Source organism: Bradyrhizobium sp. SZCCHNS1022, from assembly GCF_032484835.1.
Classification (GTDB): domain Bacteria; phylum Pseudomonadota; class Alphaproteobacteria; order Rhizobiales; family Xanthobacteraceae; genus Bradyrhizobium.
This window is the reverse complement of the sequence record NZ_JAUETT010000001.1, coordinates 2,106,318-2,127,136: the sequence shown is the minus strand read 5'-3', so window position 1 is coordinate 2,127,136 and position 20,819 is coordinate 2,106,318. Positions and strand designations below refer to the sequence as shown.

General features: G+C 63.4%; 17 protein-coding genes. 8 read left to right on the top strand and 9 right to left on the bottom strand.

Going from position 1 to position 20,819, the window contains the following annotated elements:
* Positions 1-25 precede the first annotated feature (25 nt).
* Entirely contained in the window at positions 26-1,231 is a 1,206-nt protein-coding gene (locus QX071_RS09630) for a PAS domain S-box protein (RefSeq protein WP_315701054.1), read from the bottom strand.
* A gap of 212 nt (positions 1,232-1,443) precedes the next feature.
* On the opposite strand from QX071_RS09630, the gene QX071_RS09625 reads away from it, so the two are divergent.
* Positions 1,444-3,126 (top strand): PAS domain-containing methyl-accepting chemotaxis protein, encoded by a 1,683-nt coding sequence (locus QX071_RS09625; RefSeq protein ID WP_315728520.1) that lies wholly within the window; start codon positions 1,444-1,446, stop codon positions 3,124-3,126.
* A gap of 25 nt (positions 3,127-3,151) precedes the next feature.
* Here the strand turns inward: QX071_RS09625 and QX071_RS09620 are convergent, their stop codons facing one another.
* The 4 genes from QX071_RS09620 to QX071_RS09605 all read right to left on the bottom strand — a co-directional run bounded on the left by QX071_RS09620 (position 3,152) and on the right by QX071_RS09605 (position 7,054).
* On the bottom strand, positions 3,152-4,786 hold the full coding sequence (locus QX071_RS09620) for a GMC family oxidoreductase (RefSeq protein ID WP_315701056.1): 1,635 nt from the start codon (positions 4,784-4,786) through the stop codon (positions 3,152-3,154).
* A gap of 69 nt (positions 4,787-4,855) precedes the next feature.
* On the bottom strand, positions 4,856-5,449 hold the full coding sequence (locus tag QX071_RS09615) for a GNAT family protein (protein ID WP_315701057.1): 594 nt from the start codon (positions 5,447-5,449) through the stop codon (positions 4,856-4,858).
* 115 nt (positions 5,450-5,564) lie between these two features.
* Entirely contained in the window at positions 5,565-6,491 is a 927-nt protein-coding gene (locus tag QX071_RS09610) for an SMP-30/gluconolactonase/LRE family protein (protein ID WP_315701058.1), read from the bottom strand.
* Positions 6,492-6,688: 197 nt separating this feature from the next.
* Positions 6,689-7,054, bottom strand: a complete 366-nt coding sequence (locus QX071_RS09605) for a hypothetical protein (protein WP_315703085.1) — start codon at positions 7,052-7,054, stop codon at positions 6,689-6,691.
* 136 nt (positions 7,055-7,190) lie between these two features.
* Between QX071_RS09605 and QX071_RS09600 the strand changes: the two genes are divergently transcribed.
* Positions 7,191-7,469, top strand: a complete 279-nt coding sequence (locus QX071_RS09600; protein ID WP_315701059.1) for a hypothetical protein — start codon at positions 7,191-7,193, stop codon at positions 7,467-7,469.
* Between the two features lie 25 nt (positions 7,470-7,494).
* Here the strand turns inward: QX071_RS09600 and QX071_RS09595 are convergent, their stop codons facing one another.
* Complete coding sequence (locus tag QX071_RS09595; RefSeq protein ID WP_315701060.1) at positions 7,495-7,971, bottom strand: HXXEE domain-containing protein; 477 nt, start codon at positions 7,969-7,971, stop codon at positions 7,495-7,497.
* Between the two features lie 392 nt (positions 7,972-8,363).
* Positions 8,364-9,017 (bottom strand): glutathione S-transferase family protein, encoded by a 654-nt coding sequence (locus QX071_RS09590; protein WP_315701061.1) that lies wholly within the window; start codon positions 9,015-9,017, stop codon positions 8,364-8,366.
* 186 nt (positions 9,018-9,203) lie between these two features.
* Here QX071_RS09590 and QX071_RS09585 point away from each other — a divergent pair, with 186 nt between their 5' ends.
* Positions 9,204-10,424: a polyhydroxyalkanoate depolymerase gene (locus QX071_RS09585; RefSeq protein ID WP_315703086.1), complete on the top strand. Its 1,221-nt coding sequence runs from the start codon at positions 9,204-9,206 to the stop codon at positions 10,422-10,424.
* On the opposite strand, the gene QX071_RS09580 is transcribed toward QX071_RS09585, so the two are convergent.
* On the bottom strand, positions 10,414-11,424 hold the full coding sequence (locus tag QX071_RS09580) for an AraC family transcriptional regulator (RefSeq protein WP_315701062.1): 1,011 nt from the start codon (positions 11,422-11,424) through the stop codon (positions 10,414-10,416). The genes QX071_RS09585 and QX071_RS09580 overlap by 11 nt on opposite strands.
* A gap of 184 nt (positions 11,425-11,608) precedes the next feature.
* On the opposite strand from QX071_RS09580, the gene QX071_RS09575 reads away from it, so the two are divergent.
* From QX071_RS09575 to QX071_RS09565, 3 genes are all read left to right on the top strand, one after another.
* A complete protein-coding gene (locus tag QX071_RS09575; RefSeq protein ID WP_315701063.1) occupies positions 11,609-12,058 on the top strand; it encodes a cupin domain-containing protein in 450 nt (149 codons plus the stop codon).
* Positions 12,059-12,244: 186 nt separating this feature from the next.
* A complete protein-coding gene (locus QX071_RS09570) occupies positions 12,245-13,738 on the top strand; it encodes an NAD(P)/FAD-dependent oxidoreductase (RefSeq protein ID WP_315701064.1) in 1,494 nt (497 codons plus the stop codon).
* 181 nt (positions 13,739-13,919) lie between these two features.
* A complete protein-coding gene (locus tag QX071_RS09565; protein ID WP_315701065.1) occupies positions 13,920-14,711 on the top strand; it encodes a substrate-binding domain-containing protein in 792 nt (263 codons plus the stop codon).
* Here the strand turns inward: QX071_RS09565 and QX071_RS09560 are convergent, their stop codons facing one another.
* On the bottom strand, positions 14,712-15,512 hold the full coding sequence (locus QX071_RS09560; RefSeq protein ID WP_315701066.1) for a transporter substrate-binding domain-containing protein: 801 nt from the start codon (positions 15,510-15,512) through the stop codon (positions 14,712-14,714).
* A 1,005-nt stretch (positions 15,513-16,517) separates the two neighbouring features.
* Here QX071_RS09560 and QX071_RS09555 point away from each other — a divergent pair.
* On the top strand, positions 16,518-17,642 hold the full coding sequence (locus QX071_RS09555; protein WP_315701067.1) for an efflux RND transporter periplasmic adaptor subunit: 1,125 nt from the start codon (positions 16,518-16,520) through the stop codon (positions 17,640-17,642).
* An 8-nt stretch (positions 17,643-17,650) separates the two neighbouring features.
* Entirely contained in the window at positions 17,651-20,806 is a 3,156-nt protein-coding gene (locus QX071_RS09550) for a multidrug efflux RND transporter permease subunit (protein WP_315701068.1), read from the top strand.
* Positions 20,807-20,819: the final 13 nt, after the last annotated feature.

The following is a 20,819-nucleotide window of genomic DNA, read 5'->3' as shown; positions in this document are numbered from 1 at the left end:
CGCCCTGGGATGATGTTCGCGGTCGCTATTGGAGCGGCGGCAATGGTCGCAGCGTTTCCGACGGTGTCTCGCCAAACATCTTCCGGTACTCCTTGGCGAAATGACCGGGATTGTTGAACCCGCACTTCAGCGCGATCGATGTCACCGTTTCGCCCGGATCGGGATTGCAGAGCATGCGGCGCGCATGCTGCATCCGGTTCTGCTTGATCTTCTCTCCCAGGGAGGCGCCGTGCGCGGAAAAATATTGATAAACCGCGCGCGGGCTGATCCCGTACTGAGCTGCGAGCTGCTCGATCGAAATCTTCTGGTTCCAGTGCTTCTCGATGTGATCCAGGATCTTGCGGATCGGCTCCGGCGTGTTCGCTTCGCCGCCTGCCCTGGTTTCGGTGATGTCGATCGTCGAGCCGACGAGGTGCGTGCATGCTTCCGACGGGCTGTAGACGCACGTCCCGATGGCGCGAACCCAGCGGATGGCACCGCTATCGGCGACAATCCGGTATTCCTGCGTGTAGCCGGTCCGCTTCACGATCGCCCGACGAAGCACCTTCTCCAGCGCGTCCCTGTCGTCCGGGTGAACGTGTCGCATCATATCCGCCAGACTTGGAGATGACGACATCGAAGCCCCGGGCGATCGCCCTTCGGCCTCGACGACGAGGTTGAACGTCTCGAGGCCGGCCAGTTTTTCGGCCGCCGCAAGCTGGCCTTCCAGGATCTTCTTTTCCGTGATGTCTTCGACGACAGCGCAATACCATCGGATGCTGCCGTCGACGTCGCGTATCGGACTGGCGGTCACGCGGGCCCATACCAGGCTTCCATCCTTGCGAAGGTAGCGCTCGTCGATCTGGTACAGATCGATCTCGCCGGCGAGAAGGCGGGCATGCTGGAGGCGGTTCCGCTCCCGATCATCGGGATGGGTCAGTTCGAGAAAGCAGATCCGGTCCGTCCTCAACTGATCGAACGTATAGCCGACGATGCGACAATACTCCGCGTTGGCGAAGCGAATACGGCCTTCCTCGACATCCGTCACGGAAATGCCGATGCCTAGGCTGTCGAGAAACACCCTCGGCATCTGGATGATTTCGGCAAGATCTTTCTCTGGCATGGAGTGAGACGGAGGCGCTCCTGGATTGGCCGCGCAATTTAACGCGCGCAATCGCTGAAAATTTGATTCAACACAAGCTAGTACGATTCCGAGTGATTGTCGGATCTCCGACGCCGGGCATCCGTGCACAATTCCAACCGAGCTGCAGAAAACTGCCTAACCAAATCTTACTGCCGAGCTGATAGATTGAGATAACCCCGGAATTTCCCGGATATTTTGAAAGTTCGAACGCGCGCGACGAAGCGTTCCCTGCATCTCCGGACCGCCAGCAATGCGATCTCGCGGAGATGTGGACGACTCAGACCGCCGGTATTTTCGAACTCGGTCGATTGGAGATATTCATGTTTGGCCGCAAGAACCAAAGCGAGGTGCTGGCCTCCCTGGCCGCGAGCGCGATCAGTGCCAAGGTCATGGTCGCAGACGACAAGCTCAACATCGTCTACATGAACGAGGCGGTGAAGACGCTGTTGCGCGAAGCCGAAGCTGACCTGCAGAAGCAGTTGCCGAATTTCAGCGTCGACAGACTGATCGGAACCAACATCGACGGTTTCCACAAGGAGCCGGCACGCCAAAGGCGCATGCTCCAGGCGCTCAATTCCGAGCACCGCGCAACGATCAAGATCGGCAACCGGGTCTTTGACCTCGTCGCGACGCCGCTGAAGCATCCGGACGGAACCCGCGCCGGGACGGTGGTCGAGTGGTCCGATGCCAGCGTTCGCCTGCAGAACCTCGATTATGCGGCGCAGGTGGCGGCGATCGGCCGGTCGCAGGCGGTGATCGAATTCAATCTCGACGGTACCGTCGTGACCGCCAACGACAACTTCCTGAAAGCGCTCGGCTACACCCTGCCCGAGATCCAGGGCAAGCATCACAGCATGTTCGTCGATCCGCGCGAGCGCGACAGCGCCGCCTATCGCGAGTTCTGGGCGGCGCTGAACCGCGGCGAATACCAGGCGGCCGAATACAAGCGCATCGGCAAAGGCGGTAAAGAAGTATGGATCCAGGCCTCCTATAATCCGATCTTCAACGAGCAGAACCAGCCCTTCAAGGTGGTCAAGTTCGCGACCGAAGTGACCGAGCAGAAGCTCCGCAATGCCGATCTCGCCGGTCAGATCGCGGCGATCAGCAAGTCGCAGGCCGTGATCGAATTCAATCTCGACGGCACCATCATCACGGCCAACGATAATTTCCTTCACGCGCTCGGCTACACACTCGCCGAGATCAAGGGCCGCCACCACTCGATGTTCGTCGATCCGGACGAGCGCGGCAGCGCCGCCTATCGCGAGTTCTGGGCCTCGCTGAACCGCGGCGAATATCAGGCCAACGAGTACAAGCGCATCGGCAAGGGCGGGCGCGAGGTCTGGATTCAGGCGTCCTATAACCCGATCCTCGATCTCAACGGCAAGCCGTTCAAGGTGGTGAAATACGCGAGCGACGTCACCAAGCAGGTGCTGGTGCGGATGGGCAATGAGCGCGTCCGCGGCATGATGGAATCGGTCGCAGCAGGCGCCGAGGAGCTGAACGCCTCCGTCCGCGAGATCTCCGAAGCTATGACGAAGTCGCGCGAGACCGCGATGGGTGCGGTGGAGCGCGTTGCATCGGCCGACTCGCAGGCCAAGCGCCTGAGCGACGCTGCACAGGCGATGAGCGGGATCGTCGAGATCATCAGCGACATCACCGGACAGATCAACCTGCTGGCGCTCAACGCCACGATCGAATCGGCGCGCGCCGGCGATGCCGGACGCGGCTTTGCCGTGGTGGCCTCGGAGGTCAAGAACCTGGCCAATCAGGCCAAGGCGGCCACCGACAAGATCGGTGCGGAGATCGGCGGCCTGACCGGGATCTCGAGCGAGGTCGTGAGCGCCTTGAACGCGATCAAGACGGAAATCCAGAACGTCAGCGAATACGTCACCTCGACGGCGGCCGCGATCGAAGAGCAGAGCACGGTGACCGGCGAGATGTCGTCCAGCATGCAAAGAGCCGCTGCGGAAGCCCAGGCAATCGCCGCACGCGCCAACGCGTAAGGACCAAGCCTGCCTGCCGGCGTCGTTAAGCGCCAAGCTCCGCGGCGACAGTGCCCTTGCCCAGGATCAGATCGCCGGCCTTGTCGGCTATCATCATGGTCGAGGCATTGAGGTTGGCCGAGATCATGCGCGGCATCACCGAGGCATCGACCACGCGCAGACCATCGAGCCCGTGCACGCGCAGGCGATCGTCGACCACGGCCCAGGTCGAGTCGGCCGGTCCCATCCGGCAGCTGCAGCCAGGATGGAACGTCGTGGTGGCGCGCTGCGTGGCGGCGGCGAGAAACTCGTCGTCGCTCTGCACCTTGGGGCCGGGGAAATCCTCATAAGCAAAATACGGCGCAAGCGGCGCCGACGCCAGCAGCCGTCGCGCGAGCTTCATGCCCGCGACGACGACGCGGCGATCGAGCTCGGCCGCGAGATAATTGGTCTGAATGACCGGCGGATCGAACGGATCGGCCGAGCGCAACCGCACATAGCCCCGGCTCTCGGGGCGCTGCTGCCAGGAGGCAACCGTCATGCCCGGCTCGTCCTCCAGCTGACCCTGCACGCCCTCCTTGTAGCTTGCGGGCGTGAAGGTCAGTTGCAGGTCGGAGCTCTCGGCGGTCTCGCCTGAGTGCCAGAAGCAGTAGACCATGGTCGGAGACAGCGACAGGATGCCGCGCCGTGTCACCGCCCATTTCAGCGCCTCGCCCCAGAGGTTGAGACCGCGCGCCAGTTCGTTGATGGTCTTGATGTTCTTGACCCGCGCCACCGTGCGCGGCGCGTAATGGTCCTGCAGGCCTTCGCCGACGCTTGAAAGCGCGTGGCGGACTTCGATGCCGCGCTCACGCAACAAATCCGGTGCGCCGATGCCGGACAGCTGCAGCAGTTGCGGCGAGTTGTAGGCGCCGCCGGAGAGGATCACCTCTTTGCGCGCGCGCACCTCCATTGGCACGCCGCCGCGACCACCGCGACTGTAACGCACGCCGGCGGCGCGCTTACCTTCGAGGATGACGCCGGTCGCATGCGCATGCGTGCGGATCTCGACATTCGGCCGGCGGCTGGCCGGACGCAGGAACGCGGTCGCCGACGACACGCGGCGGCCGTTCTGGATCGTGCGCTGGACGTAGGAGACGCCCTCCTGGATGGCGCCGTTGTAATCGGGGTTGCGCGGAATGCCGAGCGAGACCGCGCCATCCATGAAGGCCTCGCACAATCGGTCTTTCCACTCCATGGTGGTGACCGTCAGGTTGCCGTCACGGCCGCGATATTCGGCTTCGCCGACCCCGATCCGCCGCTCCATGCGTTTGAAGTAAGGCAGCACGTCGGCATAGCTCCAGCCGCGATTGCCCATCTGCGCCCAGGTGTCGAAGTCCTGGTGCTGGCCGCGATTATAGATATGGCCGTTGATCGAGGAGGAGCCGCCCAGCGTCTTGCCGCGCGGAGCGTAGATGCTGCGACCGGCGGTATAGGGCCCGGGCTCCTGCTGATAGCCCCAATTGATGCTCTTCATGTAGAAGGTCTTGATGAAGCCGGCCGGCACATGAATGTAAGGGTGCCAGTCGCGTGGCCCCGCCTCCAGCACACACACCGTTACCGACGGATCCTCGCTCAGACGATTGGCGAGCACGCAGCCGGCCGATCCGGCGCCCACGATCACATAGTCGAATGTATCCATCTTGATCTTCTGTTCACTCATCATCTGCCGCACGAACACATCATGCGCGCACCTCGCGCCTTAGCGCGATCAGCGCAGCTTGTCATGCAGCTGATGGTCGAGATGGGCTTTCACGGTCGGCCATTCGGAGGCGATGATGCTGAAGACCACGGTATCGCGCAACGTGCCGTTCGGCGCAACCTGATGGCTGCGCAGGACGCCGTCCTGCTTGGCGCCGAGCCGCTCGATCGCGCGCCGGCTCTGGTGGTTGAAGAAATGGGTGCGGAACTCCACCGCGATGCAATCGAGCGCCTCGAATGCATGTGCGAGAAGCAGGCGTTTGCACTGCGTATTCAGCGCGCTGCGCTGCACACGCTTCGCATACCAGGTCGAGCCGATCTCGACCCGGCGATTGGTCGCATCGACATTCATGTAGGTGGTCATACCCGAGATGCGGCCCTCGGCGTCGAATACGGTGAAGGGCAGCATGGTGCCTGCCGCCTGCAGGCCCAGCCGGCGCTCGATCTCCTTGGCCATGGTCTCGGGCGATGGCACCGACGTGTACCAAAGCTTCCACAGCTCGCCGTCCTTCACCGCCTCGACGAGCGCGTCGTGATGCGCGGGCGAGAGCGGTTGGAGGCTGGCGTGTTGGCCGCGGAGGGTGATGGGATTGAGGAACGGCATTGCTGACTTCCGTCATTGCGAGGAGCGCAAGCGACGAAGCAATCCGGTGCCATCCTGCTCGGGCGCTGGATTGCTTCGCTTCGCTCGCAATGACGGCGGGACTACCACGCCCTCGTCACTTGTTCAAAAAATTCAGCGGCAATCCGGGCCTCGACCAGTCCATGGCGACGAGCTCGCCCTTGCCGGACAGCGTGATATAGGCCGTCTTCAGTCCCGGCCCGCCAAAGGCGATGTTGGTCGTGACACGATCGCCGGTCGGCACCTGCTCGACGATGGTGCCGTCCGGCGCGATCACGCTGATGCAGCCGCTCACCAGAGTCGCGACGCAGACATTGCCGCACGCCTCCACCGCGAGCGAATCGAACATCTGATAGCCGCCCAGTCCCGCGATCGGCTTGCCGCGTTCGCCGCGGTAGATCACGTCGCGCGGCTTCAGCGTGCCCGGCTCGGAGAGCTCATACGCCCAGAGCCGCGCGGTCGGCGTCTCCGCGACATAGACCGTGTTTTCGTCCGGGGACAGGCCGATGCCGTTGGCCGGCAGCATGCCGTGCACCACCTCGACGATCTCGGTCATCCCCGGCTTGAGATAGTAGACGGCGCCGAGATCCATGTCGCGCGCGCGACGCTTGCCGAGATCGGAGAACCACAAGCCGCCATGCCGGTCGAACACCAGGTCGTTCGGCCCGCGCAACGCATGCTCGCCGCATCTGGTGACGACGGTCTCGATCGTGCCGCTCTGCAGGTCGACGCGCTGGATCGAGCCGCCGAGATAATCCTCCGGCTGTGGCCCGGGCATGACGGTATTGCGCGTCGGAATCCAGGAGAAGCCGCCATTGTTGCAGATATAGATCTTGCCATCGGGACCGAGCGCAGCGCCGTTCGGACCGCCGGGAATCTGCGCCACCACCTCCTTGCGGCCGTCGGGCCAAACGCGGGTCAGGCGCCGGCCGCGGATCTCCACCAGCACGACCGAGCCGTCCGGCATCGCGACCGGACCTTCCGGAAATTCCAGATCGGTAGCAAGCACCCGCAGATTGGACATCGGACAACCTCCCGCTTCTATGACTGCAAGCGGATGTTCGATCGCCCGCCGCACGTTCTTATGCGGGCTCTTATGGCAAAGGCGCACGAGCTTGCCAAGCAAGCCGGCTTGCCATGCGCTGCAGGGCTGAGTTGCAGGGCTGCGTTGCAAGGCTGCGTTGCAAGCTACGCCGCGGCCTTCTGCGCCGGGTTCTATAGCTACTTACCGGCTGCTGCCGGCGCGGCATCCTTCGCAACCGGAGCATCTGCTTTTTTCTTCAGCTCATCGAGCAGCTTTGCCTGCGCCGATTTGAGCTCGTCGATCGTCCCTTGCTGGCTGATCAACGCAGCCTTCAGCGCCTGGATCTGACGGCTTGCGACGTCGATCTTCTGCTGATGGTCGAGTGAGAGCTTGGTGATCGTCTTCTGCAGGAAATCCACATTGCTCTGCAGGCACGAGGTGCGACGTTCCATCGTCTTCTCGACCGTGCAGATCTCGATTCCCGGAACGTCCTGCGCATGTGCCGTTTGACCAGCAAGAGCAACGCAGAAACAAAGCGGAGACAAGCCGCGAATCAACCACATCACAATTTCCTCATCACGTCGCCAAACACATGAATTTGCATGGAACAGACCGCTTGTCCTGATGATACCATACTGCGACCTCAATCCCGCATTGAGGTTGCAAGCGCTGGGACCCGTTTCGAGGGAGATGCACAGAATGGCTACGCGCGAAAAACGGCTGGCGCAGTTCGATGGCAGCGGCGAACCGCCGCCGGGACAAGCGGTCGAGGTGCTCTGCGAAGATCACAGCGGCACCTACCAACTGCCGTTTCCATGTCTCTATGTCGATGGCAAGTGGCACAATCAGGAATCCGGCGGCATGCTGGAAGCGACCGTCGTCGCCTGGCGCTTTCCGCGCGTGGGCTTTCAATCGCGCAACGGGCGCTCCGAGCGCGGCGGCGCTGCTTTCGCGGCAGCTCGCGCAACATCCTATTGATCGTACCGCGCCACCTGAGCGCTGCTTAGGAATGGTCTTGCCGGAAATATGGTTTTGAACGCAAATTGAGCATCACGACGGGATAGGCCATCAGCAGCGCGCCAATCGCAATTGCTGACACGGCCGTCCCGCCGTCAAGCACTCCGTCGATCGCCGCCCGACGCCAGACCGCAAGAGCCGTGGGCAGGAACAGCACGACAGCCGTCGCAAGTCCCGGCGAGAAGCGCCCGCCGCTCCGCACGAACGGCAGAATATGAAAGAAGATGGCGTTGATGATCATCAGCGCGGCATAAGCAAGCGGCGCCAACGGCAGCGCGTGGGCCACGATGGCCTGCACCGCGCCGAGCACGATCACCAGCGCATTGGTGACGTAGAAATCGCTCCACTCCACCGGAAGCTTCATGACGGCGCGCGCCCAATTGCGCCAATCGAAGGTGTATTCTTCGAGAATGTGCATGCCGTAGGCGGCCAGCGCGAGCCAGGCCCATGTCGTCAGATCCATGATGGCTCCTCCCCCGGCCGCCGGTGTAGCGGCCCGCGATCAATCCGCAAAGAGCCAGGCATGCCGATCGCAGTAAAAGCGACAGATTAGAATGCGCAGCCTGTCTCGAAACGTAACGCTCGGATGCGGGCTGTTAACCTCCGGAACGCGACTGGAACGAATCGCGCCCGAATCAGCCGCGAGGCACGGTACAAGATCTGTTCACGGCCAGCTCTGGTGCTGAGCCTGGAAGGACTTACAACATGCAGCGCATGACAGTTCCGGGAATGGCTTGCGGCGGCCCGCAGTTGTTAATTCCTGCGATCGGTTGAGGGGCCGGCATCGCGATAGGATTCCGCATCAGGGAATATTTCGAAGCGACCGTGCTGGCAGCAAGATGAGTGCAACTCGCGTCAGTATTCCACCTCGAGCTCCTCGATCTCTGCGGGCTCGGCCTTGGCCGCCTCGACCCATTCCCGCATCTCCGGCATCGCCATGATCACATCGGCATAGGCCCGAAGCCGCGGCTCCAGCTTGACATCGTAGGTTATGAAGCGGGTCACGACCGGGGCGTACATCGCGTCCGCCATGCAGCGCTCGCCGAACAGGAACGGCCCGCCCGAAGCCTCCAGGCATTCACGCCAGATCGTGCAGACGCGGTCGATATCGGCCTGGGCCCGGCTCCAGATCTTGAAGCCCGGGAGATGCGCTTTCAGATTAACCGGGAGCGAGGCGCGCAAGGTGGTGAAGCCGGAATGGATCTCGCCCGATATCGAGCGGCAATGCGCGCGCTGGATGCGATCCGCCGGCAGCAGGCCGGCCTGCGGGAAAGTCTCGTTGAGGTATTCGGCAATCGCCAGCGTATCCCAGACGGTCGCGCCCTCGTGGCGCAGGCACGGCACCAGGATCGAGGACGAGAGCAGCAGGATTTCCGCGCGCGCCGCCGGGTCGTCGGGTGCCACGATGATTTCCTCGAACTCCAGCCCCGCAAACCTGGCAAGCAGCCAGCCGCGCAGCGACCACGACGAATAATTCTTGCTGCTGATCGTCAACGTCGCCTTGGCCATGCCGTTTACCTCCCTCTCGTCTCCGGCTCAGGCCGATCGCCCATCGCGACGGGGCGGCGATGAGCGCCGGACATGGCCTGATGCGCCGACGTTTCACGCAGCAAGCGACATGCCAGTTCTCGAGGCGGCGCGCGTCAGCCTTGGCTCCGATATTGCATGCGAGCAATTGGAGTGACGGACCCGAGCATGGCGCTGCTGTACCAAGCTTTTCAGAACCACATGGACCTGACCGAGCCCTGGCGCCAGGGAGCGACGGCGGCGCTGCGCGCGCTCAACCTGATCCCACCCGGGCTTTCGCATCGCGCCTGGCGGCGCCTTGCTGCGGCGCTGGAGCTGATTTCGCGCTCCGCCCTGACCTATTCGCGGCCGGCCTACGGGATCGACAGTGTCATGGTGGGCAACCGCGAATGGCCGGTCAGTGAAGAGGTGACGTTCAGGACGCCGTTCGGCTCGCTGCTGCGTTTCAAGAAGGAGGGCGCGCCTGAACAGCCCCGCATCTTGCTGGTGGCGCCGATGTCCGGCCATTTCGCCACGCTGCTCCGCGGCACGGTCAAGACGCTGCTGCAGGACCACGACGTCTACATCACCGACTGGCACAATCCACGGAACATTCCGCAGGCGCATGGCCGCTTCGGCCTGGACGACTACACCGAGCACCTGATCACCTTCCTGGGCCAGCTCGGGCCGCGGCCGCATATGGTCGCGATCTGTCAGCCCTCAGTGCCCGCGCTCGCCGCCACCGCGATCATGTGCGAGGACGACCATCCCTCGCGCCCGGCAACGCTCACTTTGATGGCCGGCCCGATCGACACCCGCATCCAGCCGACCAAGGTCAACGAGTTCGCCAAGAGCAAGCCGATCAAATGGTTCGAGGACAATCTGATCCATTACGTGCCGCTGCAGTGCAAGGGCGCCTTCCGCAAGGTCTATCCCGGCTTCGTGCAGCTGACCGCCTTCGTGTCGATGAACCTCGAGCGGCACCTCAAGCAGCACATCGACCTCGCCAACCATCTCGCCAAAGGCGAGACCGAGAAGGCCGAGGTGATCAAGACTTTCTATGACGAATATTTCGCCGTGATGGACCTGCCCGCGGAGTTCTACATCGAGACCGTGCGCGACGTCTTCCAGGAGCATCTGTTGCCGCAGGGCAAGCTGACCTATCGCGGCCGCCCGGTGAATCCGGCCGCCGTGCGCCGGATGGGCCTGATGACGGTGGAAGGCGAGCGCGACGACATCTGCTCGATCGGTCAGACCCTGGCCGCGCAGGAGCTCTGCACCGGCGTGCGCAACTATCGCCGCGTGCATCACATGCAGGCCGGCGTCGGCCATTACGGCGTCTTCAGCGGCAGGAAGTGGAACAACGAGATCTATCCGCTGCTGCGCGATTTCGTTCACGTCAATTCGTGAAGGCGCGGCTCGGCATCGCAGGACCACAGGCACGCCGCCGCGTCGCCGATGGCGTCTCGCCGAACTTCGCCTTGTAAGCACCGGCCATCCGCCCGAGATGGCTGAAGCCGAGATCGAAGGCGATATCGATGATATGTGCCTCCGGGGGCGCATTCATCAATCGCGCATTCAGCTGCGCCAGCCTGAGATCCTGCAGCATCTCCGAGATCGAACTGCCGAAATGGCGGCGGAAGCCGCATTGCAGCGCGCGGATGCCGATACCAGCTATCTCCGCCAGTCGCACAAGATCCAACGGTTCCGCGGCATGCGCGTGCAGAAAGTCCCGCGCCCTTTGCAAGCCGCGGGGCAGCGCCTCCGATCGGCCGGAAAACCTGCGGATGGCATCCGACAGATCGTGACTGCGGTGAATGAGCAGGAGTTCGAGCAGCGCCTCCCGCCGATCCGCGGCCGCCACGGCGGACAGCTCGCGATCGGGGCCGATCCGCTCGGCCAGCCCGGCGAGCTCATGCATCCGCGCCGCCAGCATCGATCCGGCGCCCTTCGACACATCGATAGACGGGTCGAACACGACCGGCTGCACCGCCTTGCCAGACAACGCTGCGGCACGCTGCTCGAGAACGCGACGATCCACGAGCAGGATCAATTGCTCGCAATCCTCCCAGAGCATCCGCGTCGGCACCGTCGGCGACAGCAGCGAGGCGGCAAGACCGGGACAGCTCGCCACCTCGCGCGACCCTGCGTGGATGCGCGCCGTTCCGGACAGGGGAAGCTGGATCAGGAAGAAGCGCTCGAGGTAGCCGGGATCGATGGTCACCACGCTGCCATAGGCCACGTAGTTGATCGAGAAGCCGTCAAATGGCGCGCAATTGTGCACAGCGCAGAAATGCTGGGCGGTCCGGACGGCCGGTTGCAGCCGATGTGGACAGAAGATGCGACCTATTTGTTCGGCCGCCTCGTCGACAGAGGTTGTTGCAACGCGGCGAAACTCGGCAAGCCGCATCGTTGCGGAGCCACCAGGAGTGCAATCAATGCCCGCTGCTACAGACAACATTGCCGTCATCGCCATCACGAGATCATTTTAAGCCTATAATAATTAGCTGATCCGGTCGAGGGATTCGTTTTCCGGATAGACAGTGCGTGCCGGCCGCCCGATCCTTTCGCAAGGTCCATGAGAGAGACGAGCCATGACACCACTCGAGAAAGGCATCACCGCGGCCGGCACCGGCTATGGCGGCAAGAGTTGGAACATCCTCGGCCAGCTCTATTTTCCGAAGGCCATCACCGACTCCGCCTTTGCGTTCGAGACCAACAGCGAGCCCGGCCAGTTCGTACCCGTCCACATCCACCCCACTCAGGACGAGTTCATCCTGGTTCAGGAAGGCGTCCTCGACCTCAAGCTCGACGGTGTCTGGGTCAAGGCTCACGCCGGCGATCTGGTCCGGATGCCGCGCGGCATTCCACACGGCTATTTCAACAAGTCCGACAAGCCGGCGCGGGCGCTGTTCTGGGTGTCGCCGATGCAGAAGCTCGAAGCGCTGTTCAATAAACTGCATGACCTCACCGATCCGGCCGAGGTCGTCAGGATCTCGGCCGAGCATGAGGTCGACTTCCTGCCGCCCGAGGCCAACGATTAGGTCTAACGACGCGCTGCGATCTTGGCGTCTGGCCTATGACGCGGCGCGTCGATCGCGCATGCGGCCGATTGCAGGCGTAACCAAACTGCTCTCGACGCGGAGGAGGCAAGCGGCGAGCTTCGTGCCACCTGCATTCGATGCGGCTCGCCCGCACGCCCCGCCAATCATTCGATGAGGTAACCTGCCATGATCATTCGGAAGAACGTGTGCGTAATCGGTGCCGGCGTCTCGGGCCTCGCGGCTGCGAAGGCGTTTTCGAAACGAGGTCACAAGGTCACGATCATCGAGAAGAGCGGCGATCTCGGCGGCGTCTGGGAGCCGGCCCGATCCTATCCCGACGTTCAGACCCAGAGCCCGAAAGAGCTCTATCGCTACACCGACAAGCCGATGCCGGAGTCGTACCCGGAATGGCCAAAGGGTCCGCAGGTCCACGCCTACCTCACCGGCTATGCGCGAGACCACGGCCTCGACCGCATGCTGCGCCTGAACACGGCGGTGGTGGCGATGAACCGCCGCGCCGACGGCAAGCCGGGCTGGACGCTCGATCTCGCAGCAAAGGATGGCGGGACCAGCCGCGAAGATTTCGACTTCGTCGCGATCTGCATCGGCCAGTTCAACGAGCCGCAAAGCTTGAACCTGCCGGGCGAGGACAGCTTCACGGCGGCCGGCGGCGAGATCATCCACTCGTCGAAATACAACGATGCAGCCCTGGCCAAGGGCAGAAGCGTCGTGGTGCTCGGCGGCTCCAAGTCGGCAACCGACATCGCGGTGAACGCCGTGAAGTCCGGCGCGCGCGAGGTGACGCTGGTCTATCGTGAGCCGGTCTGGCGCATTCCGTATTTCATCGGCGGCCTGATCAACTTCAAGCGGATCCTCTACATTCGCGCGCAGGAGCAGATGTTCGCGAGTTGGAACATCGGTCCGCTCGCCCGCCTCGCCCACGCCATCGCCAAGCCTTTCGTCTGGGCCAATTGGCGCGGCTTGGAGGCGCTGCTCAAGGCGCAGCTACAGCTTGAGAAATGCAAGATGGTCCCCAAAGAGCCGATCGAGGTCGGGGTCAACTGCTCAGTCCCGATCGCAACTCCGGACTTCTTCCCGATGGTGGCCGACGGCCGGATCAAGGCCATCCGCGGCACCTTCGATCACTACGAGCCGAACACGATCGTGACCAGCGGCGGCGAGCGGGTCAAGGCTGACATTGCCGTGCTCGCGATCGGCTACAGACTGGGCGTGCCGTTCCTCTCCGAGGCCGATCGCGCCAGGCTGGTCGACGCGGACGGGCAATATCGGCTGTATCGGTTGATCGCCAATCCGGACCTGCCCGAGCTCGGCTTCGTCGGTTTCAACTCGAGCTTCTGCACCGTGCTATGTGCCGACATGGCGGCCAACTGGCTGGTGCGTTACGCCGACGGACAGCTCGCGCACCAGCCCACCGACCGCCAGATGCGCGACAACATCGAGATGATGCTGCACTTCAAGCGTGTCGAGCGGCCGGCGGCGGGCGTCTATGGCGGGCTCTGCGTCGCCCCCTATCACTTCAAACATTTCGACGAGCTGCTGGCCGACATCGGTGCCGCGAAACGACGCCGCAGTCCGCTGGCCGAGAAGTTCGCCCCGCCGGATGCCGACGCCTATGCCGGCTTCCTGGCCTCCGCCCCTGACTACCAGGTCGGCACCTGACGCCAGCCTGCGTGCCGCGATCCGACAGCGGCGGATGCCACCAAATGGCGCGCGCCCCTGGGACGCATCGCAAAATCTGTCGTTCAACTCCCCCTCTGGTCCTCGTCTGAGAAGCGGGATAAGCAAGCTGCGCGGCGCAGCCAACGAACTGCGCGCAACGCTCGTCTGGGGAGGATTCCATATGACAATTTCCGCACGCGTCCGCATTCTTGCGCTCGGTGTCGCCACCGCCCTTGCGGTCAGCACCGGCGCGAGCGCCGCCGATGTTCACGTGATGATCTCCGGCGGGCTGACCGCGGCGTTCAAGAAGCTGGCGCCGGAGTTCGAGCGGACCACCGGCAACAAGGTCGTGGTCGCCTACGGGCCCTCGATGGGCACGACCGTGAATGCGATCCCGATGCGACTCGAGCGCGGCGAGCCGGCCGACGTCCTCATCATGGTCGGCTATGCGCTGGGCGACCTCATCACAAAGGGCAAGGTCGCGGCCGACAGCCGCGTCGATCTGGTGAAATCTCCGATCGGCATCGCGGTGAAATCCGGTACGCCGCACCCTGACATTTCAACCGCTGACGCGGTGAAGCGCGCCTTGCTGGCGACGAAATCGGTCGCCTACTCCGACAGCGCCAGCGGCGTTTACGTCTCGACCGAGATGTTCGACAAGCTCGGCATCAAGGACCAGATGAAAGACAAAGCGCGAATGATCCCGGCGACCCCGGTCGGCGAGATCGTCGCCCATGGCGAGGCCGAACTCGGCTTTCAGCAGATCAGCGAATTGAAGCCGGTCGCCGGCATCGATATCGTCGGACCGTTGCCGGACGAGTTGCAGAAGATCACGATCTTCTCGGCCGGCATCGCCACATCGTCGAAGGAGCCCGAGGCCGGAAAGGCGCTGATCAGGTTTCTGGCCTCCCCGGCCGCCCGCACGACGATCGTCGACAGCGGGCTCGATCCCATCGCGCCCGCCGCGAACTGATCACTGCGTGCGTAGCGGCGTGTCCTTGAGGCCGTTGTCATCATAGGCCTTGCGCAACACGCCGTTCGACTTGGCGTCGGTCATGAACTTGGTGACGAAGGCAAGCGCCTGCGGATGGCTGGGCGGCACCGCGACCGCGGTGAACGTCTTCTTGAAGGTCTCGTCGAGCACTTTCGTGCCCGGCAGCTTCTTCGCCATTTCGTTGAGCTGATCGCGCGACAATGCGAAGGCGTCGATCTCGCCGGCGGCGAGCAGGCTGTAGACCTCGTCATAGGTCTTGAAGGGCGTTACCGTCGCCTTCTTCAGATGCGCCTTCGCGCCGCGCAGCGTGGTCGTGTCCTCGATCGCCGCAACCTCGGTGCCGCCCTGGTCGAGCGTTGCAAAATTCGTCGCAGTCGAGCCCGCCCGGACGATGTAGGTCGCATCGCCGACCTCATAGATCGGGCCAAACGACAACTTGCCCTCGCGCTCCGGATCCTTGGGCAGGAAGGCGACACTCCAGCCGCCCTTGGAGGCCGCATCGGCGATCTCGCCGGAATTGTGGTATTCGACATATTCGACCGGCACGCCAAGCTGTGCAGCCATGGCCTTGCCGAGATCGACCGGAACGCCCGCGTAACCATTCTCCGCCTTCGTGCACCAGAAGGCGCCTCCGGCCGGACTGATCGCGATCGCGACGCGCAGCTTGCCGCCCGGGGCGATCTCGTCCTTCAAGTTCGCAGCATGTGCGCTGTTCGTTACCGCCGCCGCGGCGGTAAACGCAAAGACTGCAGCGCATAGGCCGCGCCACTTCAACAACATGGCCTCTCCCATCAATTTGCACGGGTGGAAACAGCGTCCACCATGGCGAGGGGCTCGTTAAATACAAATTACTTCGGCAACGTAAAGGCAAAGGCAACGCGTAAAATCTGCATCGTTGTCATCGCGAAATCAAATCAATCGATGCAGAATTTTGATCAAATGCGGCGACGCAGACGACTGCGACACGCGAGGCAGATTTCGCCGTTTTGTAGGTGCTGCGACGGTGCCGCCGCCCGAGGCAGGGCTATCGCATATGGCCCAAACCGGACCGGCCTCATGGTTCGCGGCGCGCCGCAGGCGGCGCCCCTCACCATGAGGGTCTGTCCTTTTGCCGCAAAGCAAGCCCTCGTCCCGAGGCACTCGCCGGAGGCGAACGTCGGGAAGGACGGCCGAGAGAGAGCTTCGGCCGGCACATGCAGCATTGATAATCACTCGCTCATCGAGCGGACCCAGCCGCAGCAGGAACCTCGGCGTTGCCGGAATAGCCACCGGTCCGATGCCCCCGCGGCAGGAACAACTGGTACCGCCGATGGGCTGCAGATGGAGATGCAGGTGCCGCAGCACCGCCCGCCCCCTGCCCGCGGCTGGCTTGCTTTCAGCGACCGAGCCAGGCACCGGCTTCGCCTCCGGCTCGGCCGGTGGCGCGACACGACATCGCGTGCGCGCCTATGCGGAAAAGGACCGGTGCGGCGAGCGCAATCACGACGACGGTCGAGAGCGGCGGGCAGCGTTCAAGCGCTGGATCGACCATCGGCCGGCCTCCCAATCAGTTGACGATCCGGCGACATATCCGCGCGGTCATGCAACTTTCCGGTGACATATCGGCTTTCGTGTTTCGCTCCAGGTGGATTGTTGGTAGGAAACACAACGGATAGACTCTATCCGATGCCTTTTTTTGGTGCGCGTGGTCTCAAAGCCTGTTCAAATGGTTTTCCGGAGATGATGTCGACGCACTTGTCATCGCATTCCCAGCCAAGGTCTGCTCGGCAACATCTGCCGAGCATCATGTCGATTGCGCTCACAGCAACGCTGCTGGCCGGGTGCGAACAGAATTCGTTCCAGCCACCGCCTCCGCCCAAGGTGGACGTCGCACAGCCGGTGCAACGCGCGGTCACGCGCTACCTCGACGCGACCGGCAATACCGCGCCCGTGAAGAGCGTCGATCTGGTGGCGCGGGTCCAAGGCTTCCTGCAGTCGATCGACTACAAGGACGGCGACGCGGTGAAGGAAGGCACGACGCTGTTCACCATCGAGCCCGAGACCTACAAGTTCAAGCTCGACCAGGCCCAAGCCGCCGAGGCCGGCGCGCAGGCCTCGCTGAAGCAGGCCGAAGCGGACTACAGACGCCAGTCCGAGCTCGTCGCCCGGCAGGCCGTGTCACAGGCAACGCTCGATAGCTCCACCGCGGCGCGCGACAACGCCAAGGCCAATCTGGCGCAAGCCGAGGCCAACACACGAATCGCCCAAGTCAACTACGACTATACCAAGGTGACCGCGCCGTTCGACGGCGTGGTCAGCGCGCATCTGGTCTCGGTGGGCGAACTTGTCGGCGTTGCCTCGCCGACACAGCTTGCGACCATCGTCGCGCTCGACCCGATTTACGTGAACTTCAATGTCAACGAGCAGGACGTGTTGCGGATCCGGGCTGACGCGCGGCAGCGCGGGTTGACGGAGTCCGACTTCAAACAAATTCCGATCGAGATCGGGCTGCAGACGGAGGACGGTTATCCGCACCAAGGCAAGCTCGACTACGCTGCGCCGACGATCAATCAGGCCACCGGTACACTCGCCGTCCGCGGCATCGTCCCGAACCCGAACCGCGTGCTGCTGCCCGGCTATTTCGTCCGCATCCGCGTTCCGCTGGAGCGCGTGCCGAATGCGCTTCTCGTTCCGGACACCGCGCTCGGCAGCGACCAAAGTGGCCGCTATGTTCTCATCGTCAACGGCGACAATACGGTCGAGCAGCGCACTGTGACGGTCGGAGCGCGCGAAGGGGAGTTGCGCGTGATCGAAAGCGGACTGAAGCCCGACGATCGCGTGGTCATCGCCGGGCTGCTGCGGGCAATTCCGGGCCAGAAAGTCGACCCACAAGTCAAGACGATCGAACAGCAGGCCTCCGCCGGCAAATAGGAGCGGCGATGATCTCCAAATTCTTCATCGAACGCCCGGTCCTCTCCAACGTCATCGCGATCCTGATGATGCTGATCGGCGCGGTCGCGCTGTTCAACCTCGCGGTCGCGCAATACCCCGATGTGGTGCCGCCGACCGTGCAGGTCACAACGCGCTATCCCGGCGCCAGCGCCAAGACCGTGATCGACACGGTCGCGTTGCCGATCGAGCAGCAGGTCAACGGCGTCGAGGACATGCTCTATATGCAGTCCTACAGCGCCGCCGACGGCACCTACACGCTGACAGTGACCTTCAAGATCGGCACCGATCTCAACTTCGCGCAAGTGCTGGTGCAGAACCGCGTCTCCAGCGCGCTGTCGCAATTGCCGCCGGCGGTGCAGAACCAGGGCGTCACCGTGCAGAAGCGGTCGACCTCGATTCTGTTGTTCGTCACCTTGACTTCGCCGGACGCCAAATATGACAGCCTGTACCTGAGCAACTATGCCGCCATCAATCTGAAGGACGAACTGGCGCGGCTGCCCGGCGTCGGCAACGTCACGGTGTTCGGGTCCGGCCAGTATTCGATGCGCATCTGGCTCGATCCGAGCAAACTGCAGGTGCGCGGGCTGGTGCCGCAGGACGTGATCCAGGCCATTCAGCAGCAAAGCCAGCAGGTCGCGGCCGGCCAGATCGGCGCACCGCCGACTCCGCCGGGCCAGGCCTTTCAGTACACCCTCAACGTCGCCGGCCGACTCGACGATGTCAGGCAATTCGAAGACATCATCGTCAAGACCGGCGACAATGGCGACGTGACGCGCGTGCGCGACGTCGGCTCGGTCGAGCTCGGCGCACAGACTTACAGCCAGATCTTTTCGCTCAACCGGCAACCGGCCGCCGGCATCGGCATCTTCCAATCTCCCGGGGCCAATGCGCTCGAGGTCGAGCAGACCGTCGAGAAGAAGATGGCGGAACTCGCAAGAGCCTTCCCGCCGGGGGTCAAATACGAGACGCCGTTCGACACGACGAAATTCGTCAGCGCCTCCGTCCACGAGGTCTACAAGACCTTGATCGAGGCCGGCGTGCTGGTGCTGATCGTCATCCTGGTGTTCCTGCAGGACTGGCGCGCGATGCTGGTGCCGACCACGACGGTTCCGGTCACCATCATCGGCGCGTTCGCCGCGATGGCGGCGCTCGGCTTCACCATCAACATGTCGACCCTGTTTGCGATCGTGCTCGCGATCGGCATCGTGGTCGACGACGCCATCGTGGTGGTCGAAGGCGCCGCCCACAACATCGAGCGCGGCATGAACGGCCATGACGCGGCGATCCGCGCCATGGACCAGCTGTTCGCCCCGATCGTCGGCATCACCCTGGTGCTGATCTCGGTGTTCCTGCCGGCCGCATTCCTGCCGGGACTGACGGGACGGATCTACGCGCAGTTTGCCCTGGTGATCGCCGCGACCGCGCTGCTCTCCGCCATCAATGCTGCGACCTTGAAGCCGACGCAATGCGCGCTTTGGCTGCGCCCGCCGGTGCCGCCGGAGCAGCGCAATGTCTTCTACCGCGCCTTCAACAACGTCTACGCGCGGCTGGAGCGGCGCTATGAATCGCTGATCGGCTGGCTGGTCGCACACAGCAACATGTCGGTGATCGCAGCGCTGCTCCTGATCGCGATCGGCGGTTATGGCCTGTCGCGCGTCCCGACCGGCTTTCTCCCGATCGAGGACCAGGGCTACCTGATCGCCGCCGTCCAATTGCCCGACGGCGCCGCGCTGGACCGGACACAGAAGGCGCTGGAGAAGGTGAGCGAGATCGCGGGCCAGACGCCCGGCGTCGCCCAGGTCACCACCATCGCCGGCATATCCGCGTTGGACAATAGCGCAAGCCTGGCCAATGCCGGCGTCGCCTATATCGTCTTGAAGGATTGGGACGCCCGCGGCAAGGGCGAAGACCTGCGTTCACTGGTCTATGGGCTGAACGACAAGATGGCGGCGGTAATGGAGGCGCAAGTCTCGGTGCTGCCGCCGCCACCGATTCAAGGCATCGGCAATGCCGCGGGCTTTTCCATGCAGGTCGAGCTGCGCGACGGCAACAACGATTATGCCAAGCTGCAAGCCTTGACCTCCGCCATGGTCACCAACGCCGAGAGCCAAAGCGCGCTGCAGCACGTGCAATCGCCGTTCCGCGCCATGGTGCCGCAATTCGATATCGAGATCGACCGCATCAAGACGCAGACCTTGCACGTCACCACCGATGCCGTGTTCTCGGCGCTCTCGTCCTATCTCGGCTCCTCTTTCGTCAATCAGTTCAACAAATTCGGCCGCGTGTTCCAGGTCTATGTGCAGGCCGACGCCAGCGCCCGGCTGACCACGCGCGAGATCGAGAACCTGATGGTGCGCAACCAGGCCGGCGACATGATCCCGCTCGGCACCGTTGCCACGATCCGTCCGAGCGTCGGCCCCTCGCTGATCAGCCTGTACAATCTCTATCCCTCCGCCACCATCGTCGGCCTGCCGGCGCAGGGCTACAGCTCCGGACAATCGCTGACACTGATGGAGCAGGTCGCGGACCGGACCTTGCCGCCGGGCGCCGGTTACGAGTGGACCGCGATGTCCTATCAGGAGAAGGCGGTCTCGAACCAGATCTACCTGACCTTCGGTCTTGCGCTGCTGCTCGTCTATCTCGTGCTCGCCGGCCAATATGAAAGCTGGTACGCGCCGATCTCGGTGATATTGGCCGTACCGCTGTCGCTGCTCGGCCCGATGGCGGTGCTCTCGGCGCTCAAGATCGACAACAATCTCTATGTCCAGATCGGGCTGATCCTGCTCATCGCGCTGTCGGCCAAGAACGCGATCCTGATCGTCGAGGTCGGCCTCGAACTACATGGCCGCGACGGCAAGCCGCTGCTGGAATCGGCGATCGAGGCGGCCCGCGCCCGTTTCCGCCCGATCCTGATGACGTCGTTCGCATTCATCCTCGGCGTGGCGCCGCTGGTGTTCGCAACCGGCGCCGGCGCGAGCGCCCGCAAGTCGATCGGCATCACTGTGTTCTCCGGCATGCTGGCCTCGACCTGCCTCGCCGTGCTGTTCGTGCCGGCGTTCTTCGTCGTGGTGCAACGGTTCGAGAACTGGCTGGCAGAGCGCAAGGCGCCGGTGGATGTCGCAAGCGCGCAGACACTGCCGTAATTCTCCGTCATTG